The organism is Guyparkeria sp. (assembly GCF_046545975.1).
In the GTDB taxonomy this organism is placed as follows: Bacteria; Pseudomonadota; Gammaproteobacteria; order Halothiobacillales; family Halothiobacillaceae; genus Guyparkeria.
On record NZ_JBKGYT010000041.1, the window covers coordinates 1 to 16367 of the forward strand.

15 protein-coding genes are annotated in these 16367 nt (G+C 68.9%); 8 read left to right on the forward strand and 7 right to left on the reverse strand.

Annotated features, from left to right (window positions below; translation table 11 throughout):
* Window positions 1-396: 396 nt before the first annotated feature.
* Window positions 397-1495, reverse strand: a protein-coding gene (gene prfB / locus ACLFMY_RS05470) for a peptide chain release factor 2 (protein ID WP_410763571.1) whose coding sequence is annotated in 2 segments (ribosomal slippage) — window positions 397-1419 and window positions 1421-1495 — 1098 coding nt in all. Because the reading frame shifts where the segments join, the coding sequence is not laid out codon by codon here.
* Window positions 1496-1715: 220 nt separating this feature from the next.
* Between prfB and dacB the strand changes: the two genes are divergently transcribed.
* Window positions 1716-3158 (forward strand): D-alanyl-D-alanine carboxypeptidase/D-alanyl-D-alanine-endopeptidase, encoded by a 1443-nt coding sequence (gene dacB / locus ACLFMY_RS05475; protein WP_410763572.1) that lies wholly within the window; start codon window positions 1716-1718, stop codon window positions 3156-3158.
* A gap of 104 nt (window positions 3159-3262) precedes the next feature.
* Entirely contained in the window at window positions 3263-3760 is a 498-nt protein-coding gene (locus ACLFMY_RS05480; protein ID WP_410763574.1) for an Hsp20/alpha crystallin family protein, read from the forward strand.
* Between the two features lie 58 nt (window positions 3761-3818).
* Here the strand turns inward: ACLFMY_RS05480 and tilS are convergent, their stop codons facing one another.
* The 6 genes from tilS to pcnB all read right to left on the reverse strand — a co-directional run bounded on the left by tilS (window position 3819) and on the right by pcnB (window position 9887).
* Window positions 3819-5195: a tRNA lysidine(34) synthetase TilS gene (tilS, locus tag ACLFMY_RS05485; RefSeq protein ID WP_410763575.1), complete on the reverse strand. Its 1377-nt coding sequence runs from the start codon at window positions 5193-5195 to the stop codon at window positions 3819-3821.
* Between the two features lie 3 nt (window positions 5196-5198).
* A complete protein-coding gene (locus ACLFMY_RS05490) occupies window positions 5199-6158 on the reverse strand; it encodes an acetyl-CoA carboxylase carboxyltransferase subunit alpha (RefSeq protein ID WP_410763576.1) in 960 nt (319 codons plus the stop codon).
* A gap of 108 nt (window positions 6159-6266) precedes the next feature.
* Window positions 6267-7136 carry a pantoate--beta-alanine ligase gene (panC, locus tag ACLFMY_RS05495; RefSeq protein ID WP_410763577.1) on the reverse strand — a complete coding sequence of 290 codons (870 nt, stop codon included), beginning with the start codon at window positions 7134-7136 and terminating at the stop codon, window positions 6267-6269.
* Window positions 7136-7918, reverse strand: coding sequence for a 3-methyl-2-oxobutanoate hydroxymethyltransferase (gene panB, locus ACLFMY_RS05500; protein ID WP_410763578.1), 783 nt, complete (start codon window positions 7916-7918; stop codon window positions 7136-7138). Before panB ends, panC begins: the two co-directional genes overlap by 1 nt.
* Window positions 7915-8508 (reverse strand): 2-amino-4-hydroxy-6-hydroxymethyldihydropteridine diphosphokinase, encoded by a 594-nt coding sequence (gene folK / locus ACLFMY_RS05505; RefSeq protein WP_410763579.1) that lies wholly within the window; start codon window positions 8506-8508, stop codon window positions 7915-7917. The genes panB and folK overlap by 4 nt, the downstream gene beginning before the upstream one ends.
* Before the next feature lie 26 nt (window positions 8509-8534).
* On the reverse strand, window positions 8535-9887 hold the full coding sequence (gene pcnB, locus ACLFMY_RS05510; RefSeq protein ID WP_410763580.1) for a polynucleotide adenylyltransferase PcnB: 1353 nt from the start codon (window positions 9885-9887) through the stop codon (window positions 8535-8537).
* Between the two features lie 435 nt (window positions 9888-10322).
* Between pcnB and ACLFMY_RS05515 the strand changes: the two genes are divergently transcribed.
* From ACLFMY_RS05515 to ACLFMY_RS05540, 6 genes are read left to right on the forward strand one after another with little or no spacing between them, the layout of a single operon-like run.
* Window positions 10323-13202, forward strand: coding sequence for a monovalent cation/H+ antiporter subunit A (locus ACLFMY_RS05515; protein WP_410763581.1), 2880 nt, complete (start codon window positions 10323-10325; stop codon window positions 13200-13202).
* Window positions 13199-13570, forward strand: a complete 372-nt coding sequence (locus tag ACLFMY_RS05520; protein ID WP_410763582.1) for a Na+/H+ antiporter subunit C — start codon at window positions 13199-13201, stop codon at window positions 13568-13570. The genes ACLFMY_RS05515 and ACLFMY_RS05520 overlap by 4 nt, the downstream gene beginning before the upstream one ends.
* On the forward strand, window positions 13567-15174 hold the full coding sequence (locus ACLFMY_RS05525) for a monovalent cation/H+ antiporter subunit D (RefSeq protein ID WP_410763584.1): 1608 nt from the start codon (window positions 13567-13569) through the stop codon (window positions 15172-15174). The genes ACLFMY_RS05520 and ACLFMY_RS05525 overlap by 4 nt, the downstream gene beginning before the upstream one ends.
* Entirely contained in the window at window positions 15175-15711 is a 537-nt protein-coding gene (locus tag ACLFMY_RS05530; protein ID WP_410763585.1) for a Na+/H+ antiporter subunit E, read from the forward strand.
* Window positions 15708-15980, forward strand: coding sequence for a K+/H+ antiporter subunit F (locus ACLFMY_RS05535; protein ID WP_410277018.1), 273 nt, complete (start codon window positions 15708-15710; stop codon window positions 15978-15980). Before ACLFMY_RS05530 ends, ACLFMY_RS05535 begins: the two co-directional genes overlap by 4 nt.
* A gap of 13 nt (window positions 15981-15993) precedes the next feature.
* The gene (locus tag ACLFMY_RS05540) at window positions 15994-16317 is read left to right on the forward strand and encodes a Na+/H+ antiporter subunit G (RefSeq protein WP_410763586.1); all 324 of its coding nucleotides are present in this window, start codon (window positions 15994-15996) and stop codon (window positions 16315-16317) included.
* The last annotated feature ends 50 nt before the right edge of the window (window positions 16318-16367 follow it).

Genomic DNA, 16367 nt, shown 5'->3' on the forward strand with positions numbered 1-16367 from the left:
GGTGTAGGTGGGCCGGGGTTGCCGGCGTGTCTGTCGAGTTGGTGCCGTAGGAGCGCCTCCAGGCGCGATGTCGTCGGATTTCGGCGTTGACGGTTCGCGGCTAAAGCCGCTCCTACAGTGTGTCTCATTGTGGGAGCTTGCCTGGCAAGCGAATCGCGCCGGCGGCGCGAGTCCCCGTTTCAGCCTTGTACTCCGCATGAAGCGGGACGGCCGCTGTCGCGGCCTTCGCGAGCAAGGCTCGCTCCCACAGTGTGACAGCAGGAGCGCCTTCAGGCGCGATTCCCTCCGGCGTCGCTTCCGCGTGTCGCGGCCAGGGCCGCTCCTACAGGGTACCTGCCGCTGGGGCGGACTTCGCGAGCGAGGCTCGCTCCCACAATGGGGCTTCGTTCTGCCCCTTTACAGGCCGCTCTTGAGGCTGGCCTCGATGAACGGGTCGAGGTCGCCGTCGAGCACCGCTTGCGTGTTGCCGGTCTCGTGTCCGGTGCGCAGGTCCTTGATACGGCTCTGGTCGAGCACGTAGGAGCGGATCTGGCTGCCCCAGCCGACGTCGGCCTTGGTGTCCTCGACCGCCTGGGCCTCGGCGCGGCGCTTCTGCATCTCCAGCTCGTAGAGCTTGGCCTTGAGCTGCTTCATCGCCCGGTCGCGGTTCTGGATCTGCGAGCGCTCGGACTGGCAGGCCACCACCACGCCGGTGGGGATGTGCGTGAAGCGCACGGCCGACTCGGTCCGGTTGACGTGCTGACCGCCGGCCCCGGAGGCGCGGTAGACGTCGGTACGGATGTCGGCCGGGTTGATCTCGATCTCGATGTTGTCGTCGACCTCGGGGGAGACGAACACCGAGGCGAACGAGGTGTGGCGGCGGTTGTCCGAGTCGAACGGCGACTTTCGCACCAGGCGGTGCACGCCGGTCTCGCTGCGCAGCCAGCCGAAGGCGAACTCGCCCTCGAAGCGGATGGTGGCCGACTTGATGCCGGCCACCTCGCCGTCGGAAATCTCGATGATCTCGGTCTTGAAGCCGTGCTTCTCGCCCCAGCGCAGGTACATGCGCAGCAGGATGGAGGCCCAGTCCTGCGCCTCGGTGCCGCCGGCGCCGGCCTGGATGTCCATGAAGGCGTTGGACTCGTCCATCTCGCCGGAGAACATCCGGCGGAACTCGAGATCCTCGATCTGCTTCTCGTAGGTGGCCACGTCGGCCTCGACGGCGGCGATGGTGTCCTCGTCGTCTTCCTCGCCGGCCATCTCCAGGAGCTCGCGGGCGTCGGTCAGGCCGTCGCGCATCTCGGAGAGCGTGTCGACGATGCGCACCAGCGAGGCGCGCTCCTTGTTCAGTGCCTGGGCGCGGTCCGGATCGTTCCAGACGTCGGGCACCTCGAGCTCACGGTCGACTTCTTCCAGGCGTTCCTTCTTCTGGTCGTAGTCAAAGATACCCCCGGAGCGACTCGGAGCGCTCGATGAGGTTGTCGATACGGTTGGCGATCGGGTTGATTTCGGCCATGGAAATGCGGTTTCGCGTTGGGTGTGGGAAACGCGGTAGTTTACTCAATGCAAGCGGTCACCACAAAGCGCCCGGCACCGGAAAACGGCGGCCCGGCAAGGGGCCGGAAAAACGCTACACCGTGCGTTTTCGGCTGTGGCATGATGACCCGGCGGGCAGGCGACGGCTTAAGGCCATCGCACCGCGGCACCTATACCGTCTACGCATACCGAACATACCCATGACTACACGTATCGCCCTGGTCCGCTTCGCCCTGTTTCTCGTCGTGCCGGTCCTCGTGATGACCGGCCACACGGTACGAGCCGACACGCCCCTGCCCTCCAGCGTGCAGGCAGAGCTGGAGCGGCAGAAGCTCAACGCCGACAGCCTGGGGGTGTGGGTCAAGCCGGTGGACTCCGACACGCCACTGATCGCCCACCAGCCCGACCGGCTGCTCAACCCCGCCTCGGTGATGAAGCTGGTCACCGCGGTGGCCGCCCTGGACATCCTCGGCCCCTCGTTCAAGTGGAAGACGGAAATCCACGCCGACCGGAACCCGGTCAGCGGCGTGATCGAGGGCGACCTCTACATCAAGGGCTACGGCGACCCGTGGTTCCGCAGCGAAGACCTCTGGGAGGTCGTGCGCCGGCTGCGAGAACTCGGCGTGCGCGAGATCCGCGGCGACGTGATCCTGGACGATTCCTACTTCGCGCCGATCGCCGCCGACCCGGGCGAATTCGACGACCGTCCCGACCGGGTCTACAACGCCCTGCCCAATGCCCTGCTGCTGGACAACCGCGCCGTGCGGATCGCCATCTCCCCGCACGGCGACCCCGGATCGGCGGTCACCACCTGGCCGCCCAACCCGCAGCTGGCGCTTAACAGCAGCCTGAACCTGGTCGACCAGCCCTGCCGCAACAACACCAACCAGCCGGTGATCGACATCCGCAACCCGGTGGAGGCCACCGCCGAGATCCAGGTCCGCGGCACCGTCTCGCGCCAGTGTTCGCCGCACCAGTACTACCGGGTGGCCGGCGATCCGCACGACGCGTTCTTCCATGCCTTCAAGTCACTGTTCGAATCGGCCGGCGGGCGCATCGAGGGCAGTTGGCGCCACGGGCTGCTCCAGTCGGGTTCGAAGAAGCTGGTCAGCCACAAGTCCCGCTCGCTGAGCAACCACCTGTGGCTGATGAACAAGTGGTCGAACAACGTCATGGCCCGCCAGATCCTGCTGACGATGGCCGCCGAGGCCGAGGGCACCCCGGCCACCGAGCTCAAGGCCCAGCGGGTGGTCGAACGCTGGGCGGCGGACCGCGGGCTGGCGTGGGACGGCGCGGTGATCGAGAACGGCGCCGGCCTGTCGCGGACCGCGCGACTGACGCCCCGGCAGATCGGCGACATGCTCCAGTCGGCCTGGAGGAGCCCCTACATGGCCGAGGTGATGTCCACCCTGCCGATCGCCGGCATCGACGGCACCATGCGCAAGCGGCTGACCGACATGCGCGGCCACGCCCACATCAAGACAGGCACCCTGCGCGACGTGCGCGCCGGTGCCGGCTACCTGCTCTCGAAGTCCGGGCGGCGCTACGTGGTGGTCATGCTGCACAACGAGCCGGGCGTGCAGCACGGAGGCGGCACCCGGGTGCAGGATGCCCTGCTGACCTGGCTGTACAACAACGGCTGACCCCCGCCGAGCTTTCCGCCCCCCGTCCGCACCGGGCGCCTTGAAAGCCCGGCGTGCGCTACCCATGCTTTCCCTGCTGGAACAGGTTGACAGGAGGTATCGACATGACGGCACTGGATCAGCTGAAGCAAGGCGTCCACCGCACATGGAGCTCGATCAGCGATGGCTGGTCGCGGCTGACGGATGCCGCCGGACAGGCACTGACCCGCTTCTCGCCCGGGAAACGCGAATCGCCGGAGGAACATCGGGACCTCGCCCGACGCAATGTCGGCTGGGGCCTGCTGCCCGTGGAGGTCTTCGACGAGGGAGACCGCCTGGAGATCCGGCTGGAAGCCCCCGGCCTGGAGCGGGAGGACTTCCAGGTCGAGGTGGACGAGGACCGGTTGCACGTGGCCGGTGAAAAGCGCGTCGAACGCCAGCACCGGGACGGCGACTACCACGTGGCGGAATGCGCCTACGGCCGCTTCGCCCGGGTGATTCCGCTGCCCGCGCCGGTCAAGGCCGACTCCGCCCGCGCCCGCTACCATAACGGCGTGCTCGAGATCAGCCTGGAAAAGACCGAGGACCACCGCCGGCGGCGGATCGAGATCCGGTCCGACTGACAGCGAGACGCTCGCGGGCGCGGCCTGCAGCAGGGCCCCTCTCCCCGGGGCTCGCGTTTCAGCCCGGCCGTCCGCCCGGCCGGATCAAGTCGAGCGACCAGCCCGACTGCGGATCCGACGGACGGAAATCCGCCTCCACCCACCATCGCCCGGCAACATGCACCGCGGCCAATCGCCCGCCGATCTCGATACCGACGGCCGCGGCCCGCTCCCAGGGCGGGATGCCCGCTTCCTGGAAACGGTTCTTGAGTCGCCGCGTGGGCTGGGCCGGCGCCTCACGGATCCGGTCGCTGTTGCTCACCGGTCGCACCCGCCACGGCGTTCCCGCCGACGCCTCGTGACCCAGGGTCGCCGGCTCCCCGGCACCGGCCGGGCGGCGGCACAGGCGGACATCCTCCAGCTCGAGGCAGTCCTCGCCGGGCGGCCAGCGACGGTCCGGGACGGGTGCCGGGATCGATTCGAGCCAGTAGAGACGATGCCCCCAGCGGCGCAGCTGTCCGCCGGGCCAGTCGAGGCACGGCTGGCGATCGGCGGCCGCCGCCCTCAGCTGCGCCAGCCACTCGGCCAGCCGGGAGGCCGGCGGCGGCAGGACACCCTGCGCGGCCAGCCACTGGCGCAGGACGTTGAGTTGCCGGTGCGACGAGAGGTGGGCGAGAAGCGGCCAGTCGAGGGTCGGCTGCTGCAGTGACTGGCCGGCATCCTCCGCCGCCAGTTCCCCCAGCAGTACCTGCTCGTCGGCCAGCCGGGCGGCGCTGCGGTCGATGCGGCCCACGGCATCGGGCCAGAACCGGTGCAGTTCCGGCAAGACGCGATGGCGCAGGAAGTTGCGGGCGAAGCCGGGATCGTCGTTGCTGGGGTCGTCGACCCAGGCCGGGCCGGCCTCCGCGGCGAGCGCTCCCAACCGTTCCCGCGGCCAGTCGAGGAAGGGCCGCCAGTGGAAAGACAGCCCGCGCGGGCGCCACGGCGACATGCCGGCAAGCCCGCGCCCACCCGAGCCCCGCATCAGCGCGAGCAGCACGGTCTCGGCCTGGTCCTCGGCGTGGTGCGCGGTGACCAGCACGGGCGGGTGGTCGGGCCATTCCTCACGGGCGGCATCGAGAGCGGCATCGAGAGCCGCGTAGCGGGCCTGGCGGGCGGCGGCCTCCAGTGAGCCGCGCCCCTTGCCGGAGCGCCCGCGAGCGACCTCGACACGGCGGACCCCGACGGGCACGCCCAGGGCCTCGGCCTGCTCGCGGGCCTGGCGGGCCCAGTCGGGGGAATCGGGGTGCAGCCCGTGGTCGACGTGGACCACCGACAACCGGGCGAAGCGGCCCTCGGCGTGCCAGCGTTTCAGGCAGACCAGTGCGCCGAGCGAATCCCGACCACCGGAACTGGCCAGCAGGACATGGCTGTCGGGGGACGGCCCGGACGCGTATGCCGGCGCACCCGAGCCCACCGGCTACTTCTCGACGAACTGGCCGTAGGACATCAGGCGCTCGTAGCGGCGCGACAGCAGCGCCTCGGTCGGCCGGTCCATCTGCGCGTTGACCGCCCGCTTCAGGCTGGCCTTGAGGTTCTTCGCCATTTCCTCGATGTCGCGGTGCGCCCCGCCGCAGGGCTCGGCAATGACCTCGTCCACCAGGCCCAGCTCCTTGAGGCGCTCGGCGGTGATGCCCAGCGCCTCGGCCGCATCGGGCGCGCGCTCGGCACTCTTGTAGAGGATGGACGCGCAGCCCTCCGGGGAGATGACCGAGTAGGTGCTGTACTGCAGCATCATGACGTGATCGCCGACGCCGATGGCCAGCGCGCCGCCCGAGCCGCCCTCGCCCACGACGGTCACCACGATCGGGGTCTCCAGCTCGGCCATGACGTAGAGGTTGCGGGCGATCGCCTCGCTCTGGCCGCGCGCCTCGGCGTCGATGCCCGGGTAGGCACCCGGGGTGTCGATGAAGGTGAGGATCGGCAGGCCGAACTTCTCCGCCATCTCCATCAGCCGCTTGGCCTTGCGGTAGCCCTCGGGGCGCGGCATGCCGAAGTTCCGCCGGATCTTTTCCTTGGTGTCACGACCCTTCTGGTGACCGATGATCATCACCGGCTGGCCGTCGAGACGCGCCATGCCCCCCATGATCGCCGGGTCGTCGGCAAAGGCACGATCACCGTGCAGTTCCTGGAAGTCGGTGAACACGTGCTCGATGTAGTCGGACAGGTAGGGACGCTGCGGGTGGCGGGCCAGCTGGTTGACCTGCCAGGCACCGAGGTTGGAGAAGATCGAGCGCGTCAGGTCCATGGACTTGTGACGCAGCCGGCTGATCTCGTCGTCGATGTCCAGCCCCTTGTCGTCGTCCATCAGTTGCAGCTCGCGGATCTTGGCCTCGAGCTCGGCGATCGGCTGTTCGAAATCCAGGTAGTTCGGGTTCATGGGGGAGTACGCTTCTTTAGGTATCGGGTATACGTGGTTCTGAAACTAGCGGCTCATTGTGCCGAAAGCGACGAGATCCCGTAAATCGGCCATCTCGCCGCCGGGCATTCAGTACGAGGTTTCCTCGGCCTGGGGCGTGTGGACGGCGAGGTTGTCGATCAGCCGGACCCGGCCCAGGCGCGCGGCCACCAGCAGGCGACCGTTGGTGACCAGCCGGGTCCGCTCCTCGAAACGCTCGTCGTCGCAGTAGACAAGGTAGTCCACCTCGAAGCCCTGCTGGGCCAGCCAGTGACGGGCCCCCGCCAGGGTCGCCGCGACCGTGTGCCCGCCGGCCAGCGACTCGGCAGCCCGCTTGAGGGCCCGGTGCACCGCCGGCGCCTGCCGGCGCTGCTCGGGCGTGAGGAAGCGGTTGCGCGAGCTGATGGCCAGGCCGTCCGGCTCGCGTTGGGTGGGCTCGATCGCCAGTTGCACGTCGATGTCGAGGTCGTCGACCAGCCGACGGATCACGGCCACCTGCTGGGCGTCCTTCTCGCCGAACACGGCCACCTGCGGGCGGACCAGGTTGAACAGCTTGGTCACCACCGTCGCCACGCCGGTGAAATGCCCCGGTCGCACGGCCCCCTCGAGCCGGGTGCCCAGCGAACCGGGATCGACCCGCACGATGTCGTCCTGCCCATGCGGGTAGAGCACGGCCTCGGTAGGCAGGAAGACCGCGTCCACGCCCGCCTTTTCCAGCGCGGCGATGTCGTCGTCCTCGGTACGCGGGTAGCGGGCCAGGTCCTCGGGATCCTCGAACTGCAGCGGGTTGACGAACACGCTGGCGATCACCATGTCCGCCCGCCGGCGGGCATGGTCGATCAGCGCCATGTGCCCGGCATGCAGGTTGCCCATCGTGGGCACGAAGCCCACCGTCGATCCCGTGCCGTCCCTGGCCGTGCGCCAGGCGCGCAGCGCCTGTATGTCGCGCAGTATCTCCATCAGAAACTCTCGTCCTCGGTGGGGAATCGTCGTGCCTTGACCGCCTCGACGTAGGCGGCGAATGCCGCCTGGATCGAGCCGGCCTCCTTCATGAAATCGCGCACGAAGCGCGGCGGGCGCTCGCCGAGCCCCAGCATGTCGTGCATGACCAGCACCTGGCCGTCGGTGTCCACCCCGGCGCCGATGCCGATCACCGGCACCGCCACGGCCCGGGCAAGCGCCGCGCCCAGACCGGCCGGCACGCATTCGACCACCAGCAGATCCACGCCGGCCCGCTCCAGGGCCCGGGCGTCGTCGAGGATCCGTTCGGCGTCGTCCTCGTCGCGCCCCTGCACGCGGTAACCGCCCAGCTTGCGCACCCGCTGGGGCAGCAGGCCGACATGGCCGCAGACGGGCACACCGGCGCGGGTCAGCGACTCGACCACCGCGGCCTTTTCCGCCCCGCCCTCGAGCTTGACCATGTCCGCCCCGCCCTCCTGCATCAGGGTGGCGGCACTGGCCAGTGCCCGTTCCGGGTTGGCGTCGGACAGAAAGGGCATGTCGGCGATCACCAGCGCCTCGGGCGCGCCGCGGCGCACCATCTTCGCGTGGTAGGCCACTTCCTCGACGGTCACGGCGAGCGTGTCCCGACGGCCCTGGACCACCATGCCGAGCGAGTCGCCCACCAGGAACGCGTCCACCCCGGCCGCGTCGGCCGCCCGGGCGAGCCCGGCCTCGTAGGCGGTGAGGACGGCGATGGGCTCTCGCTCCGCCTTGGCGGCCCGGATCTGGGCAAGATTCATGATGGCCTCCGTGAGGGTCTGGGCGCCCGGTCGGCGGGACGGCCCGTTCGCCGGGCCGGCTGCGCCCCGGCAACATCGTCGCCGGCATCGCGGGCCCGGTCGATCGGACGGATGTAGCGCAGGGGATGGTCGGCCACGGCGGCGAGCAGGTCGGCGAGCCGGCGGCCGTCGGGCAGGGTCGCGTCGGGACGGATCTCGAGCCACGGCGCCAGGACGAAGTGGCGGTTGGCCAGCTCGGGGTGTGGAACGGTCAGCGTGGCCGTGTGCATCTCACGTCGCCCGAACGCCAGGATGTCCAGGTCGAGCATGCGCTCGCCCCAGTGACGGGTGAAGGACCGGCCGGCGGCCCGTTCCAGGCCCTTGAGGGCCCGCAGCAGCGCTTCCGGGCCCAGCGAGGTCTCGATCTCGGCGACGGCATTGACGTAGTCGGGCTGGTCCTGCGGCCCGATCGGCGGGTTGGCGTACAGCCCCGAGACCGCGACCACGCGGCACAGCGGCAGGCTGTCGATGGCCTCGATCGCCCGCTCGATCTGGTCGATGGGATTGCCCAGGTTGCTCCCCAGGCCGATGGTCGCGGTTTCCCGAATCATGGCTCGAGCGCCTCTCCCCGGTGCGGCTAGTCGTTGGCCGGGCGCCGGGCGCCGGCAGGCTTGCGCCGGCGCGGACGACGGCGTCGCTTCTTGCCGAAGTCGGACGGCTTGAGCGCCTCGACTGCCGGCTCGTGCCGCTCGCTGCGTTCCGGCGCGTAGCGACGCCAGGCCTCGCAGACGGACACGTCCACCTCCGAGGTGGTCGAGCGCAGGCAGAGGAAGTCCACCGCGGCGCGGAACCACGGCGACTGCATCAGGGCCTGCTGCTCGTCGCTCAGCGCCCCCTCGGCCGACTTGCCGCCTCCGGCGTCGCCGGTCGGCACCAGCCGTTCGAGGTCGGCCTGGAGCATCCAGATGGCGCGGATGATCTCGGCGAGCCGGCGCGGGATCATCAGCTTGCGCGCCGCGATACCCAGCACCTCGTCGGCGGCCAGCACCATGGCGTCCTCTGACGGCACGCGCTGCTGCATCCAGCGTATGCGGTGACGGCCGAGCATCCGCCAGAACAGGCCGGCGAACAGGAAGGCGGGGTTGACCGGCAGATCGCGCGCCACCCGGTCGTCGGTCGCGTTGAGCACCTGCTCGATCAGGGGCCAGTCGCTGGCCGGGTCCAGGGGGTCGATCCAGGTCGACAGCCCGTCGAAGAGGTACTCGAGCAGCCCCAGCCGGCGCAGTTCGAGGAACGTCTGGCGTCCCGCCCCGCCCTGCATCAGCTTGACGGTCTCGTCGAACAGCCGGGCCGGGGAGATCGCCTCCAGCGTGTCGCGGCAATGGGCAATGGCCCGCTCGCTGTCCTCGGTCAGGTGGAAACCGAGCTTGGCGGCGAAGCGTGCGGCACGCAGCATGCGCACCGGGTCCTCGCGGTAGCGGGACTCCGGTTCGCCGATCACGCGCAATCGACCGCCGCGGATGTCGGAGAAGCCTTCCACGTAGTCGACCAGTTCGCCGGAGGCGTAGTCGAGGTAGAGCGCGTTGCAGGCGAAGTCACGACGCCAGACGTCCTCGTCGATGGTGCCGAAGACGTTGTCGCGGGTGATCATGCCGCCGTCGGCGCGCTGGACCTCGCCGGCGTCACCGCCGCGGAAGGTGGTGACCTCGATCACCTCGTCGCGGAACACCACGTGCACGATCTTGAACCGCCGGCCGATGATCCGCGCGCGCTTGAACAGCCGCTTGACCTCTTCGGGGCGGGCGTCGGTGACGACGTCGAAATCCTTGGGGCTGCGGCCACGCAGCAGGTCGCGCACGCAGCCACCGACCGCATAGGCCTCGTAGCCGGCCTCGTGCAGCTTCTCGAGGACGAACCGGGCATTGTCGCTCAGGTCGGCCAGCGAAATGCCGTGGCTCTCTGCGGGAATACGGGTATGTGAAGGTGTCACGTTTTCTGACAAAACAGTCTGCCATTGCTGGCCGTGGCACGACGCAGGGCGGGAAATTCAAGCGCCGCCGGCGCGCCCGGGCGGCCACGGGTTACGGTTAAAGGGGTCAGTCTACCATTTCGACGCTGCCACGCGGTCAACCCCGTTCGCCGTCCCGCCGGCCAGGCGCCCGACACCTGCCGCGCAACGTGCAGGAACGTCGTCGAAAATGCGCCCGCCCGTGGCGGCTTCCTGCGCTGGTCGCGCCGCTCGCGCAGGCCCGCCGGGTTAACATGTGCCGGCACCGACAGATGGAGGCGAAAAGCCGGCAGACAGCGCTCCGAGCGCACGGCGTGTCGCGGTCCTATGCTAGGATTTCCGGCCAGTTGCGCCGTTTTCCGGACTCGTGTTCCCGCGTTTCCGGAATGACCCATATCCGATCGAAGGACGGTATCCGTGAAAGCCATCGAGCTATTGGCCGTTGTCGTACTGCTGCCATTCCTGGCCGCCCCGCTGGCTGCCTGGAGTGCACGATTCAATCGCTACGCCGCGGCCTGGGTGGCAGGCGGCACGACGGCGCTGTCGCTGGCGATCTTCGTCTGGATCTGCTTCGTCCAGGGCAGCGAGATGCCGGTGGCCACGTCGCATGCCTGGATCGAGTCGGTCGGGCTGTCCTTCGGTTTCCGTCTCGACGGCCTGTCGCTGCTGTTCGGCGGACTGATCCTGGTGATCGGCCTGCTGATCGTCATCTACGCCCGCTACTACCTGTCGCCCAGGGACTGCATGGGGCGGTTCTTCGCCTACCTGCTGATGTTCATGGGCGCGATGCTGGGCGTGGTGCTCTCCGAGAACATGATCAACCTGGTCATCTTCTGGGAGCTGACCTCGCTGACCTCGTTCCTCCTGATCAGCTACTGGCAGCACCGCAAGGAGGCCCGCTACGGCGCGCGCCTGGCGCTGGCGATCACCGGCGCCGGTGGGCTGGCGCTCCTCGGCGGGGTCATGATCCTCGGCCACATCGTCGGCTCCTACGAGCTGACCGACGTGCTCGCCAGCGGCGAGCTGATCAAGAACCACGACCTCTACGCCCCGGCGCTGATCCTGATCCTGCTGGGCGTGTTCACCAAGTCCGCCCAGTTCCCGTTCCATTTCTGGCTGCCCAACGCCATGGCCGCGCCGACGCCGGTGTCGGCCTACCTGCACTCGGCGACGATGGTCAAGGCCGGCATCTTCCTGCTGGCGCGCTTCTTTCCGGCGCTGGCCGGCACCGAGCTGTGGGTGATCATCGTCTCCACCGCCGGCCTGATCACCTTCCTGCTGGGCGCCTACACCGCGCTGTTCCGGCATGACCTCAAGGGCCTGCTGGCCTACTCGACCGTCAGCCACCTGGGACTGATCACGCTGCTGTTCGGCTTCGGCACGCCGCTGGCCGCGGTGGCGGGCATCTTCCACATCATCAACCACGCCACCTTCAAGGCGAGCCTGTTCATGGTGGCCGGCATCGTCGACCACGAGACCGGTACCCGCGACATGCGCCGCCTGGGCGGGCTGATCAAGTACATGCCCCACACCGCGGCGCTGGGCATGATCGCGGCGATGGCGATGGCCGGGGTGCCGCTGTTCAACGGCTTTCTCTCCAAGGAGATGTTCTTCACCGAGTCGGTGCGCGTGGCCGGCGACCTCGGTCCGGTGTGGCTGCTCCCGATCCTGGTCTCGATCGGCGGGCTGTTGTCGGTGGCCTACTCGCTGCGCTTCGTCCACGACACCTTCTTCGGCAAGCCCGACGGCGACCTGCCCAAGAAGCCCCACGAGCCGCCCGGCATGATGAAGCGCCCGGTCGACCTGCTGGTGGTGCTGTGCCTTGCCGTGGGCATCCTGCCGGCGCTGGTGGTCGGCCCGCTGCTGCACGTGGCGGTAACCGGTGTCCTGCAGACCGCGCCGCCCGACTACAGCCTGTCGCTGTGGCACGGCTTCAACCTGCCACTGCTGATGAGCGCCGTGGCCCTGCTCGGCGGCGTGGCGCTGTACCTGCTGCGCAAGCCCATCTTCCGCTGGCACGGTCGCTCGATGGCCCACCTCGACGCCCGGGTGGCCTACAACCGCCTGATGGAACTGCTGATGCGCAGCGGGACCGGCGTGACCGCGCTGGTGGACAACGGCCGGCTCGGGCGCATCGTGATCATGACGGTGGTCTTCGCACTGATCGCGGGACTGGTCGGCTACTTCCACACCGCGGGGCTGCCCGAGGTGCGCGCGGCACTCGACCGGACGGTGGACGGCGACCCCGGCGACTGGGTCACCTGGCTCGGCATCGCCCTGATCATCCTGATGACACTGGCCACCGTGATCGGCCACCGGCAGCGCCTGTTCGCCCTGATCAGCATGAGCGTGGTCGGTCTGGGCGTGGCCATGCTGTTCGCCCGTTTCTCGGCACCGGACCTGGCCATGACCCAGCTCTCGGTCGAGGTGGTGACCATGATCCTGCTGCTCCTGGCCCTGTTCTACCTGCCGCAGCAGAGCCGGGCGCTGTCGACGCCACAGCGTCGCTGGCGCGACGCGGGCATCGCCGTGGCGGTCGGCGGCGGCATCACCGCCCTGACCTGGGCGATCATCAGCCGGCCGTTCGAGTCGATCTCGGGCTACTTCCTCGACCATGCCGTGCCCGGTGGCGGCGGCCACAACGTGGTCAACGTGATCCTGGTCGACTTCCGGGGCTACGATACCTTCGGCGAGATCACGGTGCTGGCGCTGGCCGCACTGGGGATCTACGCGATGCTGCACAATCTCTCGCTGCCCTCGTCGCGCCGGGATCCGTTCGGCCGGATCTGGAGCGACGATCCCCACCCGCTGCTGCTGCGCACCTTCACCCAGCTGATCCTGCCCCTGACGCTGCTGTTCGGCTTCTTCGTCTTCCTGCGGGGGCACAACGAACCCGGCGGGGGCTTCATTGCCGGCCTGATCGTGGCGAGCGCGATCGTGGCACAGTACATGGCCAACGGCATCGAGAACGCCGAGGCCAAGCTGCACCTGCCCAACCACGCCATCATCGGCGTCGGCCTGCTGGTCGCGCTGGGCACCGGGGTGGTGTCGATGCTGTTCGGGGTGCCGTTCCTCACCTCGGCGTTCACGCACCTCGACCTGCCGCTGATCGGCGACATCGAGATCGCCTCGGCCGTGGCCTTCGACCTGGGCGTGTTCCTGGTGGTGCTGGGGTCGACCGTGCTGATCCTGCTCAACCTCGGTCGCCTGACGAAACACGCGGTCGAGCACCCGGACTACGAATCCATCGAGGCGAGCCCCGCAGCCAAATCCACCCGCGAGGGGAGAGACGCATGACCAATCTGGCCATTTCCCTGCTGATCGGCGTGCTCTCCGGCGCCGGCGTGTACCTGGTGCTGCGGGCCCAGACCTTCCCGGTCGTGCTGGGCCTGACCCTGATGTCCTACGGGGTGAACCTGTTCCTGTTCACCATGGGGCGGCTGCACACGGCTGCCCCGGCGGTGGTGGGCGCCACGGAAAAGTCCACCGACGCCCTGCCGCAGGCCCTGGTGCTGACCGCGATCGTGATCGCCTTCGCCATGACCGCCTTCGTGATCGTCCTCGCCCTCAAGGCCCGCGCGGCCATGGGCAATGACCACGTCGACGGCACCCACATCCCGCGTGCGGAGCAGACGTCCGGCAAGCAGGAGGAACCCCGGGGATGAGCGCCAACCTGATTTCCCTGCTGGTCCTGCTTCCGGTCGCCCTCGCGGCCATCCTGGCCATGACCGGACGGCGGCAACCCGGCCTGACCCGTGCGCTGAACCTTGCCGGCGTCGTGGCGTTGCTGGTCGTCAGCGCGGGCCTGCTCATCGCCGGCACCGGCGATACCCCGCAGGTGATCGAGCTCGGCAGCTGGGCCGCGCCGTTCGGCATCGTCTGGGTCTTCGACCGCCTCTCGGGCCTGATGCTGCTGCTGACGTCGATCGTCGCCCTGCTGGCGCTGGTCTACGCGATCCGCCGCGACGAGGACAGCGCCGGTCCGCATTTCCACGCCCTGTTCCAGGCGCAGCTGTTCGGCCTGAACGGTGCCTTCCTGACCGGCGACCTCTTCAACCTGTTCGTGTTCTTCGAGGTGCTGCTGCTGGCGTCCTACGGCCTGATGCTGCACGGCAGCGGGCGCAAGCGCACGCGGGCCGGCCTGCACTACGTGGTGGTCAACCTGGTCGGCTCGACGCTGTTCCTGTTCGCGGTCGGCGCACTCTACGGCACGGTGGGCAGCCTGAACCTCGCCGACATCACGCTCAAGCTCCCGCACGTGGAGCCGGACGCCGTGCCGATCGTCACCACCGCCATCTTCCTGCTGTTCACGGTCTTCCTGATCAAGGGTGCCGCCTTCCCGCTGTACCTGTGGCTGCCGGGCGCCTACGGATACGCCTCCATCCCGGTCGCCGCCCTGTTCGCCATCATGACCAAGGTGGGGCTGTACTCGGTGCTGCGGGTCGACAGCGTCATGCTCTCGGGCAACACCCTCGGCGGGGTCATCGACACCACCGCCCTGATCGCGCCGTGGCTGCTGTGGCTGGGCCTGATCACCCTGATTGCCGCCGCGCTGGGCGTGGTCGCCGCGACGTTCGTCCGTCGTCAGGTGGCCTACCTGATCATCGCCTCGGTCGGCACGATCCTCATCGCCCTGGGGCTGGCCGCCGGGTCGGAACGCGACCTGGCCATCAGCGGCGCGCTCTTCTACTGGATCCATACCACCGTGCTCAGCGCCGGCTTCTTCCTGCTGGCCGGCCTGATGGTGCGGCACCGCCCGCAGCAGGGCGACGCGATCGCCCCGGCCCCGCCCATGCCGCAGGCCATCCTGGTGGGTTCGCTGTTCTTCGCCTACGCCATCGCCATGGCGGGCCTGCCGCCGCTGACCGGTTTCTTCGGCAAGGTGATGATCCTTTCGGCGGCGCTGGAGAGTCCGCTGCTGGCACCGGTGTTCGCGGTGGTTCTGGTCAGCGGCCTGGTGATGGTGATCGCCCTGGCCCGCACGGGCAGCCGGATCTTCTATCAGTCGGAAGCCACGCCCGGGCACCCGGCCGACCAGCCCCCGGCCTTCAGCGGCACGCTCCCCGGCATGGGCACGACCATCGCGCCCATGCTCGTGGCCGCCGTCATGGTGCTCGGGGCCCAGCCCCTGTCGACCTGGCTGGAGGGCACGGCGGCTCAGCTGTCGCAGTCGAGTGACTACCTTGACGCGGTGATGCCGGACGGCGTGCTGCTCCCCGACAGCGCCCCGGGCAAGTTCGGCAAGGATTACGACGGAGGTCACCACTAGATGAAACGCATCCTGCCGCAACCGGTACTGAGCGTGGTGCTGCTGGTCACCTGGCTGCTCATCAACAACAGCATCGCGCCGGGCTCCCTCATCATGGGCGCCATCGTCGGGCTCGTCGTGCCCCTGCTGACCTGTCGCTTCTGGGAGATCGAGGCCCGCGTGAGCAACCCGTTGGCCCTGGTCGGCTACGCCGGCGTGGTGCTGATCGACATCATCCGCGCGAACTTCGTGGTCGCCCGGCAGGTGCTCGGCCCGAGCCGCGCGCTTCACTCGCAGATCTTCGAGCTGCCGCTGGACCTGCGCGGCCGACTGCCCCTCAGCGTGCTGGCCGCCACCATCACGCTGACACCGGGCACGGTCTCCTGTCGCGTCAGCCCGGATCAGACCTGCATCTGGGTGCATGCCCTGCATACCGACGACCTGCAGGCCGAGATCGACGAGATCAAGCAGCGCTACGAACGACGCCTGATGCGGGTCTTCGGCCAGGCAGACCCGGGCGCTTCGACCACGGCTCCGTCCACGGGGAACGACGCATGATCATCTACATCAGCCTGACCATTGCCCTGATCGTCATCGCCGTCGCTATGGGGTTGTGTGCCTGGCGACTGCTCAAGGGGCCCGACGAGGTCGATCGGGTGCTCGCGCTGGATACCCTGTCGATCAACGCCATCGCCCTGCTGGTCGCGCTGGGCATCTGGTTCGAGACCACGATCAACTTCGAGGCCGCGCTGCTGATCGCCGTGCTCGGCTTCATCACCACCGTGGCACTGAGCAAGTACCTCATCCGCGGCGACATCGTCGAATAGCCGGAGACCCGTCATGTTTGCCGACCTGATCATCAGCTTCCTGATCCTCTTCGGGGCCGCCTTCGTGCTGCTCGGCTCGCTCGGGCTTGCCAAGCTCCCGAGCTTCTTCATGCGGCTGCACGGGCCGACCAAGGCCTCGACGCTGGGGGTGGGCAGCATCCTGCTCGCCTCGGCGATCTACTTCTCCACCCGTGGCGGGCTGTCCGTCCACGAGGTCCTCATCCTCGTGTTCCTGTTTCTCACCGCCCCGATCAGCGCCCTGCTGATGGCCCGCGCCGGCCTGCATCGCCAGCTCGGCGGCGACAATCCGAAGCTCGAGGACAAGCGCGAGGACTGAGGGACAGGCCCGCCTGCAACCGGTCCGGACCGGGACCGCCGACCATCCCC